The organism is Pedococcus sp. P2_D9 (assembly GCF_056404275.1).
The window spans coordinates 35,738-52,069 of sequence record NZ_JBFUEI010000011.1 but is presented as its reverse complement, the minus strand read 5'-3'; the positions used below and the strand labels follow the sequence as shown (position 1 = coordinate 52,069).

Annotated in this window: 17 protein-coding genes; 9 read left to right on the top strand and 8 right to left on the bottom strand. The window is 70.7% G+C overall.

From position 1 onward, the window contains the following. Positions 1-16 precede the first annotated feature (16 nt). The 7 genes from AC1DXJ_RS16145 to AC1DXJ_RS16115 form a co-directional block, all read right to left on the bottom strand. Positions 17-565: a GNAT family N-acetyltransferase gene (locus AC1DXJ_RS16145; RefSeq protein ID WP_477615670.1), complete on the bottom strand. Its 549-nt coding sequence runs from the start codon at positions 563-565 to the stop codon at positions 17-19. Positions 566-590: 25 nt separating this feature from the next. Beyond that, the gene (locus tag AC1DXJ_RS16140; protein ID WP_477615669.1) at positions 591-1,637 is read right to left on the bottom strand and encodes an NAD(P)-dependent alcohol dehydrogenase; all 1,047 of its coding nucleotides are present in this window, start codon (positions 1,635-1,637) and stop codon (positions 591-593) included. Positions 1,638-1,738: 101 nt separating this feature from the next. After that, the gene (locus AC1DXJ_RS16135) at positions 1,739-2,479 is read right to left on the bottom strand and encodes a ParA family protein (RefSeq protein ID WP_477615668.1); all 741 of its coding nucleotides are present in this window, start codon (positions 2,477-2,479) and stop codon (positions 1,739-1,741) included. A 100-nt stretch (positions 2,480-2,579) separates the two neighbouring features. Continuing rightward, complete coding sequence (locus tag AC1DXJ_RS16130; protein ID WP_477615667.1) at positions 2,580-3,440, bottom strand: RecB family exonuclease; 861 nt, start codon at positions 3,438-3,440, stop codon at positions 2,580-2,582. A 10-nt stretch (positions 3,441-3,450) separates the two neighbouring features. Further along, the gene (locus AC1DXJ_RS16125) at positions 3,451-4,068 is read right to left on the bottom strand and encodes a MarC family protein (RefSeq protein ID WP_477615666.1); all 618 of its coding nucleotides are present in this window, start codon (positions 4,066-4,068) and stop codon (positions 3,451-3,453) included. Then, positions 4,065-4,925, bottom strand: a complete 861-nt coding sequence (locus AC1DXJ_RS16120; RefSeq protein ID WP_477615665.1) for a PHP domain-containing protein — start codon at positions 4,923-4,925, stop codon at positions 4,065-4,067. The genes AC1DXJ_RS16125 and AC1DXJ_RS16120 overlap by 4 nt, the downstream gene beginning before the upstream one ends. 49 nt (positions 4,926-4,974) lie before the next feature. After that, on the bottom strand, positions 4,975-5,349 hold the full coding sequence (locus AC1DXJ_RS16115) for a YciI family protein (protein WP_477615664.1): 375 nt from the start codon (positions 5,347-5,349) through the stop codon (positions 4,975-4,977). A gap of 183 nt (positions 5,350-5,532) precedes the next feature. Here AC1DXJ_RS16115 and AC1DXJ_RS16110 point away from each other — a divergent pair, with 183 nt between their 5' ends. Further along, a complete protein-coding gene (locus tag AC1DXJ_RS16110; RefSeq protein WP_477615663.1) occupies positions 5,533-6,051 on the top strand; it encodes a MaoC family dehydratase in 519 nt (172 codons plus the stop codon). A gap of 31 nt (positions 6,052-6,082) precedes the next feature. Here AC1DXJ_RS16110 and AC1DXJ_RS16105 read toward each other — a convergent pair whose 3' ends face one another. After that, the gene (locus AC1DXJ_RS16105; protein ID WP_477615662.1) at positions 6,083-6,538 is read right to left on the bottom strand and encodes a hypothetical protein; all 456 of its coding nucleotides are present in this window, start codon (positions 6,536-6,538) and stop codon (positions 6,083-6,085) included. 197 nt (positions 6,539-6,735) lie between these two features. Between AC1DXJ_RS16105 and glpK the strand changes: the two genes are divergently transcribed. The 8 genes from glpK to AC1DXJ_RS16065 all read left to right on the top strand — a co-directional run bounded on the left by glpK (position 6,736) and on the right by AC1DXJ_RS16065 (position 16,318). Beyond that, positions 6,736-8,259 (top strand): glycerol kinase GlpK, encoded by a 1,524-nt coding sequence (gene glpK / locus AC1DXJ_RS16100; protein WP_477615661.1) that lies wholly within the window; start codon positions 6,736-6,738, stop codon positions 8,257-8,259. Next, on the top strand, positions 8,243-9,982 hold the full coding sequence (locus tag AC1DXJ_RS16095) for a glycerol-3-phosphate dehydrogenase/oxidase (protein WP_477637490.1): 1,740 nt from the start codon (positions 8,243-8,245) through the stop codon (positions 9,980-9,982). Before glpK ends, AC1DXJ_RS16095 begins: the two co-directional genes overlap by 17 nt. Before the next feature lie 95 nt (positions 9,983-10,077). Then, on the top strand, positions 10,078-11,490 hold the full coding sequence (locus tag AC1DXJ_RS16090; RefSeq protein ID WP_477615659.1) for a cryptochrome/photolyase family protein: 1,413 nt from the start codon (positions 10,078-10,080) through the stop codon (positions 11,488-11,490). Next, entirely contained in the window at positions 11,487-12,245 is a 759-nt protein-coding gene (locus tag AC1DXJ_RS16085; protein ID WP_477615658.1) for a CPBP family intramembrane glutamic endopeptidase, read from the top strand. The genes AC1DXJ_RS16090 and AC1DXJ_RS16085 overlap by 4 nt, the downstream gene beginning before the upstream one ends. Before the next feature lie 4 nt (positions 12,246-12,249). Continuing rightward, on the top strand, positions 12,250-13,290 hold the full coding sequence (locus AC1DXJ_RS16080) for an NAD(P)H-binding protein (protein WP_477615657.1): 1,041 nt from the start codon (positions 12,250-12,252) through the stop codon (positions 13,288-13,290). Beyond that, positions 13,290-13,718 carry an SRPBCC family protein gene (locus AC1DXJ_RS16075; RefSeq protein WP_477615656.1) on the top strand — a complete coding sequence of 143 codons (429 nt, stop codon included), beginning with the start codon at positions 13,290-13,292 and terminating at the stop codon, positions 13,716-13,718. Before AC1DXJ_RS16080 ends, AC1DXJ_RS16075 begins: the two co-directional genes overlap by 1 nt. 24 nt (positions 13,719-13,742) lie before the next feature. Continuing rightward, entirely contained in the window at positions 13,743-14,726 is a 984-nt protein-coding gene (locus tag AC1DXJ_RS16070; RefSeq protein WP_477615655.1) for a DNA topoisomerase IB, read from the top strand. A 101-nt stretch (positions 14,727-14,827) separates the two neighbouring features. Beyond that, positions 14,828-16,318: an aminopeptidase P family protein gene (locus tag AC1DXJ_RS16065; RefSeq protein WP_477615654.1), complete on the top strand. Its 1,491-nt coding sequence runs from the start codon at positions 14,828-14,830 to the stop codon at positions 16,316-16,318. Positions 16,319-16,332 lie beyond the last annotated feature (14 nt).

Sequence of the window (16,332 nt, the reverse complement as noted above, 5' to 3'; positions counted from 1 at the left end):
GCGGCATAGCTGTGCGTCAGGCCGGGCGGTCGAGGCGCAGGATGTAGTGCAGCGGGTCGTCGACGGGGTTGTCCGGCGCGAGGTCACCCTCGGCGACCCGGCGGAACCCTGCCTTCTCCAGAGCCCGCCACGAGGCGACGTTGGCCGCCACGACCGACACGAGAACCGTTGGTGCGTCAGGGAACTCGTCGAACGACCGGGCGACGAACGCAGCGATCATCGCTGTGCCAAGCCCCTTGCCGTATGCCGCGGGGTCACCCAGCAGGTAGTCGATCGTCAGTGCGCCCTCGGGGACCGCGACGAGCGAGGAGAAGTCCGCGAGGTTCTCGGCGTAGTCACTGACCCGGGAACGCTGCACCAGCCCGACCGGTCGACCGTCCACGACGGCCAGCCAGTCCTGGTTCGGTTCCGTGCCGTCGACCGAGGGCCCGAAGTCACGCTCGCCCGCGCCCCGCGACCACTCGTGGTTCCACCACCGGGCCACGGGCGGGGCGGCCAGCCACCGGGAGAGCAGCGCGAAGTCGGCGCGCGTCACGCGCCGGAACTCCACGGCATACCCGCTCATCGGTGGCTCGGCCGCGCCGAGGGCCTCAGGCGCCGATCGTCGCGGTGTCGATGACGAAGCGGTAGCGCACGTCGGAGCCGACGACGCGGTCGTAGGCCTCGTTGACCTGGTCGGCGCTGATCGTCTCGATCTCGGCCGCGATGCCGTGCTCGGCTGCGAAGTCGAGCATCTCCTGGGTCTGCGGGATGCCGCCGATGTTGGAGCCGGCGAGGACCTTGCTGCCGCCGAGGAGGGAGAACGCCTGGAACGTGCTCGGCTCGCTCGGCGCCCCCACGTTGACCATCGCACCGTTGGGTCGCAGCAGGGACAGGTACCGGTCGAACGGCAGGTCGGCGCTGACGGTGTTGAGAATCAGGTCGAACTGGCCGCGCAAGTCCTCGAAGGTCGCGTCGTCCTTGGTGGCCCGGTGCTCCACGGCGCCGAAGGCCTTGCTGTCAGCCTCCTTGGCGGTCGTCTGGCTGAGCACGGTGACCTCGGCCCCGAGGGCGGCGGCGAACTTCACGCCGAGGTGGCCCAGGCCGCCCAGGCCGACGACGGCGACCTTGGTGCCGGGGCCGGCCCCCCAGCGCTTCAGCGGGTTGTAGGTCGTGATGCCCGCACAGAGCAGCGGTGCGGCGACGTCGAGCTCGAGGGCGTCGGGGATGCGGACGGCGAACCGCTCGCTGACGACGACCTGCTGGCTGTAGCCGCCCATCGTCTCCTCGCCGTCGTAACCCTTGCCGTTGTAGGTCATGACGGCACCCGCGACGCAGAACTGCTCCTGGCCGTCCTTGCAGTACTCGCACTCGCCACAGGAGTCGACCATGCAGCCGACGCCGACGCGGTCACCCACCTTGTGGCGGGTCACCCGGTCACCGACGGCGGAGACGACCCCGGCGATCTCGTGGCCGGGAACCATGGGGAAGATGGCGCTCCCCCACTCCTCGCGGACCTGGTGGATGTCGCTGTGGCAGATGCCGGCAAAGGCGATGTCGATGGTGATGTCGTCGTCACGCAGCTCGCGGCGCTCGATCGTCGTCGACGTCAGCGGGGCGCCTGCGGAGGCGGTGGACAGTGCAGCCGTGCGGGACATGATGCTCCTCGGGGGTCGGGTTCAGTCACCGTCCAGTGACAAGTCGGCTCGGCGCATCGCTATTCCGCCGCCGCGGGCCGGATCGCCCAGTGGGCGCCGGGTCAGAGCTTCTTCGCGAGCGCTGCGGCGACGTCGCGGTAGGCCTTGGCGCCCTTGGAGGTGCGGGAGGTGGCCAGGATCGACCGCCCGACGGCCGGCGCCTCCGCGAAGCGCACCGTCTTGGGGATCGGCGGGTCCAGCACCGGCAGGTCGTAGCGCTGACCGACGTCGGCGAGCACCTCGCGGGCGTGGTTGCTGCGACCGTCGAACAGGGTGGGCAGGATGCCCCACACCTCGAGGTCCTTGTTGAGGATCTTCTGCACGTCGGTCACCGTGTCGAGGAGCTGGCCGACGCCGCGGTGGCTGAGCATCTCGCAGGGCATCGGGATGATCAGTCCCTGGCTGGCGGTGAGGGCGTTGAGGGTCAGGACGCCCAGGCTCGGCGAACAGTCGAGCATGATCACGTCGTACTCGCTGCGCACCTCCTCCAGCACCGTCCGCAGGATGTACTCGCGGCCGGGGCGGGGCAGCAGCTGGGCCTCGGCGCCCGCGAGGTCGATGACGCTGGGCACCAGGTCGACGCCGTCATCACAGGTGACGCGCACGTCGGCGATGCTGGCCCGCCCGAGCAGCACCTCGTTGATCGAGCTCTCGACCTCGTCCGGGTCCACACCGAGGCTGAACGTCAGGCAGGCCTGGGCATCGAGGTCGACGAGCAGCACCCGCTTGCCCTGCTCGGCGAAGGCAGCACCGAGGGAGGCCACGGACGTCGTCTTCGCGACGCCGCCCTTCTGGTTGGCCACCGAGACGATGGTGGCCGGTTTCGCGGATGTCCTGGCCACCAGTGGCTGCCCTTCTGCTGTGATTGCCTCGAGAGTTGCGTGTGCCGGTGGCCCAAGTCTGTCAGGTGCGGACCGCGGGCTGCTCCAGGGCCGCCCAGTCGGACTTCTCCGGACCGAAGGCCTGACCCGCCGGGCAGTGGGCGCGGAAGTCGCACCACTGGCACAGGGGACCGACGTTGGCCGGGAAGCGGCCCGAGTCGACGCCGAACTCGGCGTAGTCCTCCTCGGCCCTGCGCGCGTCCTGCGCGATCGACTCGGCCTCGGCGATCTTGCGCCTGAGCGACTCACCGGTGTGCTCGTGGGTGGCGACGGCGCCGGTCGGCAGGTGGTGCAGCTCGACCCGGACGCACTTGCGTCGGAACATCTTCCACGCGGCAGCGGCATAGAGCGCCATGGGCAACGACGTGCGGGCGTCGTCGTCGGTCGGCTCCGAGCGACTGGTCTTGTAGTCGACGACCGCCAGCTCACCGCCACGGTCGTCGAGCCGGTCGATGCGGCCCTGAAGGGTGAACACCTCGGTCTTGAGGGAGACCGTCCGCTCGATGCCGAGCGGCTGGTGAGCAGGGTCGACCTCGTCGAGGTAGTCGACGACCTGTTGCTGGGCCCGCTCGCGCCACTCGCGCGACTGGTCGGCATCGCGGAAACCGAGGTCGATCCAGGACGTCCGGACGAGCTCGGCGCCGGCAGCCGGGGTGCGCTGCCCGGCCGGCAGGTCCCACCAGTCGCGGAGCGCGTTGTGCACAGCCACACCGAACGAGGTGTGCGCACGCTGCGGACGCGAGGCCGGCGCCGGACGGTCGAGGTGCTGCATGCGGTAGCGCCGTGGGCAGTCGACCCACGCCAGCAGCTTGCTGGGGCTCGCCCGGAACAGGCGCCGCGGCATACCCCCGAACTCCTGCTGCACGAACTCCCCCACGCTCACCTCGCCCACGTTAGGGGGTGCCGCTGACAAAGGCTCGGATGCTGTCGGCCACCATCTGCACGGCGATCGCCGAGAGGAGCAGTCCGGCGATCCGGGTCACCAGCACGGTGCCGCTGTCCTTGAGCACCCGGTGCACCTGGCTGGCGAAGCGGAAGAAGAGCCAGACGACGAACATCGTGGCAACCAGTCCGGCTGCGACGGCGACGTAGTCGCTGACCGCGTCGGCCCGCTTGACCTGGAGCATCGTCGCGACGATCGCACCGGGACCGGCCAGCAGTGGGGTGCCGAGCGGCACGAGCGCGACGTTGACCCCGGCGTCGGCGTGCTGCTCCTGCTCAGACCCCGTCAGCAGCTGCAGGGCCACGAGCAGCAGGAGGAGCCCGCCGGCTCCCTGGAGGGCCGGCAGCGAGATGTGGAGGTAGGTGAGGATCTGCTGGCCGAACACGGCGAACAGGACGATCACGCCGAGCGCCACGAGCGAGGCGCGGCGGGCGGCGGCGACCTTCTGCTTCTGGGTCAGCGAACCCGTGAGCGCCAGGAAGATCGGGAGCGCGCCGGGCGGATCCATGATGACCAGCAGGGTCACGAAGACCGAGCCGAACGTCTGGAGGTTGATGATGTCGTTCACGTTCGTCCTGCCCTGACCACGTCGGTGCTGCTGGTTGCCTGCTGCTCGATCTGGGCGAGGACGTCGGCCGACGTCGTGTTCTCGCCGAGGCGGTTCTCCTTGCCCACGCCGTGGTAGTCGCTCGACCCGGTGACGAAGAGCCCCAGGCGCGCCGCGAGCTCCTCCGCGTGGCGCACCTCGCCCGGCCGGTGGTCGCGGTGGTACGCCTCGAGCCCCGCGAGCCCGGCCGCGCTCATCTCCTCGATGACCGCGTCGTCGACGGTCCAGCCGCGACCGTTGGCGAACGGGTGCGCCATCACCGGCACCCCGCCAGCCTCGCGGACGAGCTGCACCGCGAGCACCGGGTCGGGTGCGTAGTGCGAGGCGTAGTAGCGGCTGCCGTTGCGCAGGACGTCGGCGAACGCCTCGTCCCGGGTGCGCACGTAGCCGCTGGCCACCAGGGCGTCGGCGATGTGTGGACGCCCCATCGTCGTGCCCTCGCCCGCCTGCGCCCGCACCTCCTCGATCGTGACCGGTATGCCGTCGGCGGCCATCAGCTCGACCATCCGGTCGATCCGGGTCACCCTCGACTCCCGCGCCCGCTCCAGCTCGCGGAGCAGGCCAGGAGCCTGCGGGTCCACGAGGTAGCCGAGAAGGTGCACGCTGACGCCCCGGCGTGAGCACGAGACCTCGACGCCACGCACCAGGTCCACGCCCACCTCGTGTGCGGCGGCCACGGCAGCCGGCCACCCGGCATACGTGTCGTGGTCGGTGAGGGCCACCACCTCGAGACCGGCGCGCGCCGCCTGGGCCACCACCACGTCGGAGGGTTCGGTGCCATCGCTCGCGGTGGAGTGGGTGTGGAGGTCGATCGGCACGTGCCCAAGGGTAGGGCCCGGCAGGGATGCCTCGGGACAGCCGTCCCGGTCACTCCGCGACGGGGCGGAGCTCGACGGTCTCGCCGGGACCGGAGAACTTCTGCGCGACCTCCTCGGCCCGCTGCTGGGTGGGGACGTCGATCAGGAAGAAGCCGGCGAAGTGCTCGGTGGTCTCGGCGTAGGGACCGTCCGTGATCTTGCGGCGGCCGCCCGACCAGCGGAACAGCCTCGCGTCGTGGGGGCTGCCGAGGGCTTGGCCGCCCACGAGCTCGCCGCGATCGGACAGGTCCTCCAGCACCGCCTCGAAGTCGGACTGGAGGACCGCGCGCTCCTCGGCCGACAACGCCTGGTGCTCGGGGATGAAGTCGCTGGTCGGGTGCCCCCAGGGCTGGGGGTTGGAGTGGATGAGGATGACGTACTTCATGGTTGCTGCTCCCTGGTCGGCGTGGGTTGGCCGTGCGGCCCTGTCACCACCCTGACGGGCGGGCGCTGGTCCTCTCGATCTTTGCGACGAAAAACTTTCGCCCAGGCTCGACCACGCCGGCTGTGAGGGAACGCACGCGGCATACCGGTGTCCTTGTCCGGCTGCCATCGGCAGGATGGGCCCATGCAATTCGGACGCAGCTACGAGGAGTTCGAGGTCGGTGCGGTCTACAAGCACTGGCCCGGCAAGACGGTGACCGAGTACGACGACCACCTGTTCTGCCTGCTCACCATGAACCACCACCCCCTCCACCTCGACGCGAACTATGCGGAGAACACCACGCAGTTCAAGCGCAACGTGGTGGTGGGCAACTACATCTACTCGTTGCTGCTCGGCATGTCCGTGCCCGACGTCTCCGGCAAGGCCATCGCCAACCTCGAGGTCGAGTCGCTGCGCCACGTCGCGCCGACGTTCCACGGTGACACGATCTATGGCCAGACCGAGGTGCTCGACAAGTGGGAGAGCACGTCCAAGGACGACCGCGGTGTCGTGTACGTCGAGACCAAGGGCTACAACCAGGACGGCACGCTCGTGTGCATCTTCCGCCGCAAGGTGATGGTGCCCAAGAACTCCTACCTGGAGGCGCGCGGCGGCGAACAGCCCGGTCGACCGACGCTCACCGAGCCCGAGCCCAAGGCCTGACCCCGCGCCACCTGACCCGGCGCGGCGCGGCTCACCACCGATTCCACGGATGGCGGCCACGGTCGACGTCGGCGACGCGGGCCAGGTCTTCGGTGAGGTCGGCCAACCTCCCGTCGGTGATGTCCTCGGCCACGACGTGGAGGGCGTCGTCGATCGCCCTCCGTGCGCACTCGTGCAGCCGACGACCTTCCTCGGTTGTCGACACCGTCACCGTCCGCTGATCGAGATGGCCGATGGTCTTGTCGACCAGGCCCTGACCTCCCAGGCCCAGGATGTCGAGCCCGGTCAGCGACACGTGCGACATGCCCTGGGCGTTCAACGTGCTGCGCACCAGCCCGTCGACCGCTCGCGACGCCAGGCGGAGGACGGACGGCAGGTCTACGACGGCTTCTTCCCTGGCCAGCACCGCGGCCCGCTCTTCCGCCGCGAGCTCCCGGCGCTCAGCCCGCTCGTCCACCTCGGACCAGAAGCCCTCGTTCTCGCTCACCGCGACAGTCTCTCTGCAGAACGTGAAACGAGCCTTCAGATATCCACAGGCTCGTTTCGCGTTCTGAATCGCCAACTGCCGCGCCCGCCGGTTTCCCGGCGCCAGGCGCGTGCCGGACCGGATCCAGCGGCGTGATCCCGAACACCCACGATCGGGTATGCCGGGCGGCTGGCAGGGCGCCGCACTAGGGTCGCGGCATGGCCGATTTCGTTGGCGCGGTTGACCAGGGGACGACGAGCACGCGATTCATGGTGTTCGACCATGACGGTGCCGAGGTCGGTCGGCACCAGCTCGAGCACGAGCAGGTCATGCCGCGGGCGGGCTGGGTCGAGCACAACCCGCTCGAGATCTGGGAGCGCACCCAGACCGTGATCGGTTCGACGCTGTCGCACCTCAACCTCCAGGCCGGCGACCTGTCCGCGCTCGGCATCACCAACCAGCGCGAAACCACCGTCGTGTGGAACCGCCGCACGGGACGGCCCCTGCACAACGCGATCGTCTGGCAGGACACGCGCACCGACCGGATCGCCCGGGCCCTCGACCAGTCCGGCCAGGGCGACGTGATTCGCGAACGCGCCGGCATCCCTCCCGCTGCCTACTTCTCGGCGGGCAAGGTCCAGTGGATCCTCGACAACGTCGACGGTGCCCGTGCGGTCGCCGAGAGCGGCGACGCGATCTTCGGCACGATCGACACCTGGCTGCTCTGGAACCTCACGGGGGGAACCGACGGGGGCGTGCACGTCACCGATGTGACCAACGCGAGCCGCACCATGCTGATGGACCTCAAGACCCTCGACTGGGACGACGAACTGCTCGGCTTCTTCGGCATCCCGCGCACGATGCTCCCGACGATCCGGCCCAGCTCCGACCCCGATTTCTACGGCCACACCCTCGCGAACGGCCCGCTCGGCGGCGAGGTCCCGCTCGCCGGCGACCTCGGAGACCAGCAGGCCGCGACCGTGGGCCAGGTCTGCTTCGCGCCCGGCGAGGGCAAGAACACCTACGGCACGGGCAACTTCATGATCCTCAACACCGGCGAGGAGATCGTGCGCAGCGAGTCGGGGCTGCTGACCACCCTCTGTTACCAGCTCGGGGACGCCAAGCCCGTCTACGCGCTCGAGGGTTCCATCGCCGTCACCGGGTCGGCCGTCCAGTGGCTGCGCGACCAGCTCGGCATCATCTCCGGAGCGGCCGACATCGAGCGGCTCGCCAACCAGGTCAAGGACACCGGCGGCCTCTACTTCGTTCCCGCGTTCTCCGGCCTGTTCGCGCCCTACTGGCGTCCCGACGCCCGCGGCGCCATCGTCGGGATGAGTCGGTTCAACACCAACGCCCACCTGGCGCGGGCCACCCTCGAAGCCATCTGCTACCAGACCCGCGACGTCTCGGACGCGATGACCAAGGACTCCGGCGTCGAGCTCGAGGTGCTCAAGGTCGACGGCGGGGTCACGGCCAACAACCTCTGCATGCAGCTGCAGTCCGACATCCTCGGCGTCCCCGTGTCCCGGCCCGTGGTCGCGGAGACGACCGCGCTCGGTGCGGCCTACGCTGCAGGTCTGGCCACTGGCTTCTGGTCAGGCACCGACGAGCTCCGCGCCAACTGGCAGGAGTCCCAGCGGTGGTCACCGACCTGGTCGGACCAGCAGCGCGCCGACGGGTATGCCGGATGGCGCAAAGCCGTGGAACGCACCCTGGACTGGGTGGATGTCGACGAGGGGTAGCACGATGGGACTGGCAGGCACGAACACCGCGCTCTCACCGCAGGGGCGCGAGCACGCCATCGACGTGCTCGGCAGTGGCGAGGAGCTCGACCTGCTCGTCATCGGCGGCGGCGTGGTCGGGAGCGGCACGGCCCTCGATGCCGTGACTCGGGGGCTGTCGACCGGTCTGATCGAGCAGCGCGACTTCGCCAGCGGCACCTCCTCTCGGTCCAGCAAGCTGATCCACGGCGGTCTGCGCTACCTCGAGATGCTCGACTTCGCCCTCGTCAGGGAGGCCCTGCACGAGCGCGGCCTCCTGCTCACCCGCCTCGCGCCCCACCTCGTCCGTCCCGTCCCGTTCCTCTACCCGCTGACGCACCACGTGTGGGAGCGCGCCTACGTCGGATCCGGGATCGCGCTCTACGACGCCATGTCGATGAGCTCCGGCGGTGGCTCGGCCCTCCCCCACCACCGGCACCTCACGCGGCGCCAGGCGCTGCGACTGATGCCCAGCCTCAAGAGCAGCGCCCTCACGGGTGCGGTCCAGTACTACGACGCGCAGGTCGACGACGCCCGCCACACGATGGAGCTCGCACGTACCGCCGCCAGCTATGGGGCCCACGTCGCGAACCGCGTTGCTGCCATTGGTTTCCTGCGTCAGGGTGAGCGCGTCACCGGCGTGCGCGCCATCGACAAGCTGACCGATCGCGAGTTCGAGATCAACGCCAAGCAGATCGTCAACGCGACGGGGGTCTGGACCGACGACACCCAGGCGATGGTCGGTGAGCGGGGACAGTTCCACGTCCGGGCCTCCAAGGGCATCCACCTCGTGGTGCCCCGCGACCGCATCCACTCCTCCACCGGCCTGATCCTGCGCACCGAGAAGTCGGTGCTGTTCGTCATCCCCTGGGGCCGCCACTGGATCCTGGGCACCACCGACACCGACTGGGCCCTGGACAAGGCCCACCCCGCGGCCACGCGCGCTGACATCGACTACATCCTCGACCACGTGAACCGCGTGCTCGCGACGCCACTGACCCACGAGGACGTCGAGGGCGTCTACGCGGGCCTGCGACCACTCCTCGCCGGCGAGTCCGAGTCGACGAGCAAGCTCTCGCGCGAGCACGTCGTCACCCACAGCGCCCCGGGCTTGGTCGTCGTCGCCGGCGGCAAGTACACGACCTACCGCGTCATGGCCAAGGACGCCGTCGACGAGGCGGCCCAGGCCATCGCCGGCCGGATCGCCGACTCCACGACCGACACCATCCCCTTGCTCGGCGGCGTCGGCTACCAGGCCGCGTGGAACCAGCGCCAGTCGCTGGCCCGCGCCTCGGGGCTGCACGTCGCGCGGGTCGAGCACCTGCTGCGTCGCTACGGCTCGCTCACCCAGGAGATCCTCGACCTCCTCGCCGAGCGACCCGAGCTCAAGGAGCCACTGGACGGTGCCGAGGACCACCTCAAGGCCGAGGTCGTCTACGCGGCCTCGCACGAGGGCGCCCTGCACCTCACCGACATCCTGACCCGGCGCACGCGCATCTCGATCGAGGCCTGGGACCGGGGCGTCTCCGCCGCGCCGGCCGCCGCGGCTCTCGTCGCTCCCGTCCTCGGCTGGGACGAGGCGCGCACGAAGGAGGAGGTCGACATCTACCTCGGCCGGGTCGAGGCCGAGCGAGTCAGCCAGACGATGCCCGACGACGCCTCGGCCGACGAGGCGCGTCGCAGCGGCCCCGACGGCACCCTCTGACCTTCAACACACATTGAACATCGCAGGTCAGCGGGTTACCGTGAGCCGTCCCGGGTCTCCCTGAGCCTTTCCAGCCCCAGTGAAGGAGCGTCCGCGTGTCCCCCTCGAGCATCCTGTGGTTGCGCCGGGACCTGCGTAGGGGCGATCTCCCGGCACTCGGCGCAGCCCACGAGGCCGCCCAGGACGCCGCCCGGGCCGCGGCGGGTGGCGGACAGGGCGAGGTGGCTGTCGTGTTCGTCCTCGACCCTGCCCTGTGGCGAGGCGCAGGAAACGCGCGCCGCGCGTGGCTGGCCGAGAGCCTCAAGGCGGCCGACGCGGCATACGAGGGGCGGCTCTGTGTGCGGGAGGGCAATCCCGCGACGGTGCTCCCGCAGCTGGCGCAGGAGGTCGGCGCCGGTTCCGTGCACGTCTCCCGCGAGACCACGCCCGCGGGTCAGCGCCGTGACCGCAAGGTCGCTGCCGCCCTCGCCGAGACGGGCGTCGACTGGGTCGAGACCGGTTCCCCGTATGCCGTGGGGCCGGGTTCGGTGGTCAACGCCGAGGGGACGCCCTACAAGGTCTTCACGCCGTTCTCGCGCGCGTGGCGCGACCACGGGTGGCCCGCGCCGGCGATCGAGCCGAAGGGGCTGCGGTTGGCGCGGGTGCGCTCCGACCAGTCAGCGCTGAGCACCCTGCAGAAGGCGCGGGCGGCCGCGGACCTCCCGAGCCTGCCCGAGGCGGGCGAGGGCGCCGCGCTGCGACGGTGGGCGGACTTCCGCGACGGCGCCCTCGCCGACTACGCCACCGACCGTGACCGCGCGGACCTCGACGGGGTCTCGAGGCTGTCGCCCTACCTCAAGATCGGGGCGGTCCACCCCCGCACGTTGCTGGCGGACCTGGCAGACGGGCGCCGTCACCTCGGCGACGGAGCCGAGCGGTTCGCGACCGAGCTGGCGTGGCGCGAGTTCTACGCGGACGTGCTGTGGCACCACCCGACCTCGACGTGGCACGACCTGCGCACACCCCTGTCGGGGATGGACTACGACGAGGCAGGTGACGCGGTCGACGCGTGGCGCCAGGGACGCACCGGATACCCCGTCGTGGACGCAGCCATGCGCCAGCTGCTCCAGGAGGGCTGGATGCACAACCGGATGCGGATGGTCACCGCCAGCTTCCTCACCAAGGACCTCCACGTCTGGTGGCCGATCGGGGCGAGGCACTTCCTGGACCACCTCATCGACGGCGACATCGCGTCGAACAACCACGGCTGGCAGTGGGTCGCCGGCACCGGCACCGACGCCTCCCCATATTTCCGAGTCTTCAACCCGGTGACGCAGGGTCTGCGCTTCGACCCCCACGGTGACTACGTCCGGCGCTACGTGCCCGAGCTCGCGCACCTCTCGGGCAAGGCCGCCCACGAGCCCTGGAAGAGCGCCGACGGCTTCGCCCGCGGTTATCCCGAGCGCATCGTCGACCATGCCGAGGAACGCCGCGAGGCACTGCGACGCTACGACGCGGCACGCGCATGACCGGCCCCGCGACCCCACACCCGGCTCAGGGACTCAACCCCGTCCGGGAGGTGCGTGACTTCATCCGGGCCGCGCTGGTGCAGCCGGTTGCCCGTGACCACACCGAGAGCGACCAGGCCTTCCGTCGCCGTCGTTTGGTCGCGTTGGTCACGCTCGTGGTCGGCACCGTCGTCCTCGGTTTCGCGTTGCGGATCCGGCCCGGCGACCCGCTGTTCTACGTCGCGACGCTCGGCCTTGCTGGCGTCTGGACCGCTGGTGCGCTCGTGTCCGGGCCCCTCCACCTGGGGCGAGCGCACACCCGTGCCGGAGGGGAGGACGCCCGGCCCATCGTCCAGTCCCTCGCCCTCGGGGCGCTGCTGCTCGTCCTGTTCCTGGCCGGTGCCGCGGTCGTCGCCCACGTCCCGGTCCTGCGCAACCCGGTGGAGCACCTGCTCGACCATGCACGCCTGGGGTCCCTGGCCCTCGTCACCCTGCTCACCGCGGTCAACGGCGTCGCCGAGGAGCTCTACTTCCGCGGCGCGCTCTACTCCGCCGTCGGACGGCGCCACGCGGTGGCGATCACCACGGTCGTCTACGCGCTGACCACGGCCGGGGCCGGCATACCGCTGCTCGTCCTCGCGGCCGCCCTCCTCGGCCTCGTCACCGCACTCCAGCGGCGGGTGACCGGCGGCATCCTCGGACCGATGATCACGCACCTGACGTGGTCGCTGGGGATGCTCTTCCTCCTACCCGTCGTCCTGTCCACCGGAAGCTGATGCCATGACCTCCCCCGCACCCCGCACCGCCCTCGTCACCGGCGCCACCGGCTACATCGGCGGGGTGCTCGTCCCTGCCCTGCTCGACGCCGGCTGGTCGGTGCGGGTCCTGACCCGCAGCAGGGCGGGCCTCGAGCGCCATGGGTGGCGCGACGACGTGGACGTGGTCGAAGGCGACGCGACCTCACCCGACGACCTGGCGCGGGCGCTCGACGGAGCCGAGGTGGCCTACTACCTGCTGCACTCGATGGACGGCCAAGGCAGCTTCGTCCAACGCGACCGCACCATGGCCCAGGGATTCGCGGCGGCGGCGGCCGACGCCGGCACGGGCCGGATCGTCTACCTCAGCGGGCTGCACCCCCAGGGCGACCTGTCCGAGCACCTGGCCTCGCGCGTCGAGGTCGGCGAGATCTTCCTCGACGCACCCGTGCCGGCGGCGGTGCTGCAGGCCGGGGTCGTGCTCGGCGACGGCTCCGCGTCCTTCGACATGCTGCGTCACCTCACGGAACGGCTGCCGGCGATGGTGGCCCCCCGGTGGGTCGACAACAACATCCAGCCGATCGCCGTCGACGACGTCGTCCACTACCTCGTGGGAGCAGCCGACCTGCCGTCCGAGACCAACCGGACGTTCGACATCGGCGGCCCGGACGTCCTGACCTACGCCGAGATGATGCAGCGCTATGCCCTGGTCGCGGGCATCGGGCGCCGGCTCATCGTCTCGGTCCCGGTCCTCACTCCTCGGCTGGCCGGGCTGTGGGTCGGCCTGGTCACGCCGATCTCGGCCGGCATCGCACGCCCCCTGGTGGGCAGCCTGGTCCACGACGCGGTCTGCCACGAGGACGACGTGCAGTCGGCCATCGGCCCTCCGCCCGGCGGACAGACCGGCTACGACGCGGCCGTCCGCGCGGCCCTGCGCTCGGTGGACCCCCTGCGCTGGCGGCACACAGTCCGGCGCACGGCAGCCTCGGTCGGCGCCGCAGCACTCGTCCTGGGCACGACCGCCCTCACCACCCGCCGTGCCCGTCGCAACCACAGGAGCTCCTGATGCCCACCGTCCAGCGCACCGTCGCCACGTCCGCCACCCCCGCACAGGTCCTGCCCTACCTGCTCGACTTCGAGAACGCCGTCGAGTGGGACGCCGGCACGGTCAGGTGCGAGCTGCTCTCCGGTGACGGGTCACCGGGCACCGTCTGGCACAACGTGTCGAGGTTCGCCGGCCGGACCGTCGACCTCGACTACACCCTTGAGAGCGTCTCCGACCACGGGTTCGTCATCGTGGGGCGCAACGAGACCACGACCAGCCGAGACACCATCACGGTGGCTCCTGACGGCTCCGGGTCGTCGGTGGACTACCAGGCCGAGTTCTCCTTCACCGGGCTGGGCCGGTGGCTCTGGCCGGTGGCCATGCCGCTCCTCACCAAGCTCGGCAACGACACCGCCGGCACCCTGAAGTCGGCCCTGGACAGGCTGTAGGCCGCGATGCCCAGGCTCCGGAAGGTGTCCCCCCAGTCGAGGGGGTGGACGCGGCGACGTGCCGGCAAGGGGTTCGTCTACCTGGACGAGAACGGCGAACGGCTGGGTGGCGCCGACGTGGAGCGGATCCGCTCCTTGGCCATCCCGCCGGCGTGGGAGAACGTCTGGATCTGCCCGCTGCCCCAAGGACACATCCAGGCAGTGGGCACCGACGTCGCGGGACGGCGGCAGTACCTCTACCACCCCGTGTGGCGGCTCAAGCAGGACCAGACCAAGTTCGACCGGGTGCTGGCCGCGGCGGCCAAGCTGCCCGCGGCCCGACGCCGGATCCTCAACGACCTCGCGCTCGAGGGCATGCCCCGCCCCAGGGCAGCCGCCACCGCCGTCCGACTGCTCGACCTCGGCTACTTCCGCATCGGCAACGACGCCTACACCCAGGACAACGGCTCGTTCGGCCTCACCACGCTCGAGCGCCAGCACGTCCGCCGCCGGGGTGAGGTCATCGTCTTCACCTTCGTCGGCAAGTCGGGGATCGAGCACACCATCGAGATCGACGACGCCGCCGCCATCGCCGCACTCGACCGGATGCGCCGCCGCAAGTCGGCGAGCAAGCGGCTGCTGGCCTACCAGGACGCCCGGCGCTGGGCCGACCTCGACTCGACCGTGGTCAACGCCTACCTTGCCGACCTGCTCGGTGGTGAGCTGACGGCCAAGGACTTCCGCACGTGGCACGCCACCGTCCTCGCCGCCCTCGCCCTCGGCGCCAGCGACGAGCCGGGTGACACCAAGGCTTCGCGCAAGCGGGCCATCAAGGCCGCCGTCGACGAGGTCGCGGGCTACCTCGGCAACACCCCGACCATTGCGAAGAACTCCTACATCGACCCGCGCGTGCTCGACCGCTACGAGTCGGGCTCCACCGTCGACGTCGACCCCTCCCGCTACCGCACCCCCGAGCGCCGCCAGGCAGCGATCGAGAAGGCCGTGCTCACCCTCCTCTCCGACGCCTGAGCGGCGAGCGCCGACGCTCGCCGAGGCGCTTCGAAGCGCCGCCCGAGGTGCCGCGACCGGGCAGGCTGCGACGCGGCATACGCGCGTGGCACGATGGCGGGGTGAGCGAAGAGCAGAAGAACGCCGAGAACCGCGCCCGCCCCACCACCGACGAGTTCCGTGCGTTCGTCGCCGAGGACTGGGCGCCACGTCGCCCCGGCCCCAGCGCCCTGAGCGAGGCCGCGAGGTATGCCGCGGCGCGGCGTGACGCCGTCAGCGCGGCGTTCGCCGGCGACCGGCTGGTCATCCCCGCCGGTGGCCTCAAGGTGCGCAGCAACGACACCGACTACGTGTTCCGGCCGCACACCGCGTTCGCCCACCTCACCGGGCTCGGCGGCGACCGGGAACCCGACGCCGTGCTCGTCCTGGAGCCCCGCGACGACGGCACCCACGAGGCGATCCTGTACTTCCGCCCGCTCGCCGGCCGCGACACCGACGAGTTCTTCGCCGACACCCGCTACGGCGAGTTCTGGGTCGGCGCGCGACCGACCATCGAGGACATCGAGGTCGAGCTGGGGCTGACCGGACGCCACATCGACGAGCTCGCCGACGCGGTCGTCAAGGACTCGGGCGAGGTGACGGTGCGCATGGTGCGCGACGCCGACCGTGACCTGACCCGTGAGCTCGACGCGGCCCGCACCGCCGAGGCGACCGAGCAGGACGACCTCACCGAGGCCGACAACGAGCTCGCCCACTTCCTCTCCCACCTGCGCCTCACCAAGGACGAGTGGGAGGTCGAGGAGATGCGCAAGGCGGTCGAGGCGACCCACCACGGGTTCGAGGCCGTCATCGCCGATCTGCCCGAAGCCCTGGCGAAGGGCCGCGGCGAGCGCTGGGTCGAAGGCGTCTTCGGCCTCACCGCACGGCACGAGGGCAACGGTGTCGGCTACGACTCGATCTGCGCTGCCGGCGACCACGCCACCACGCTGCACTGGATCAAGAACACCGGCGAGCTGCACGAGGGCGACCTCATCCTGCTCGACGCCGGCGTCGAGGTGGAGTCCCTCTTCACCGCCGACATCACCCGCACGCTCCCCGCCAGCGGCACCTTCTCGGACGCGCAGCGCGAGGTCTACGACGCGGTGTATGCCGCGCAGGAGGCCGGGCTCGCGGCGGTGAAGCCGGGGAACAAGTTCTCGGACGTCCACGCCGCCGCGATCCGGGTCATCGCCGAGCACCTGCACGCCTGGGGCCTGCTGCCCGACGGTGTCTCGGTCGAGGACACGCTCGACAAGGACCACGGCCAGTACCACCGGCGCTGGATGGTGCACGGCACCAGCCACCACCTGGGCCTCGACGTCCACGACTGCGCGCTGGCCACCCGCGAGGAGTACATGGACGCCGACCTGGAGCCCGGCATGGTCCTGACGGTCGAGCCCGGCCTCTACTTCAAGGCCGACGACCTCAAGGTGCCGGAGCGGTTCCGCGGCATCGGCGTGCGGATCGAGGACGACGTGCTCGTCACTGCCGACGGCTGCGAGAACCTCTCGGCCGCCATGCCACGCACGTCGACCGACGTGGAGACGTGGATCCGCGAGGTCCAGTCCCGCTGAGCTGCAAGCGCCAA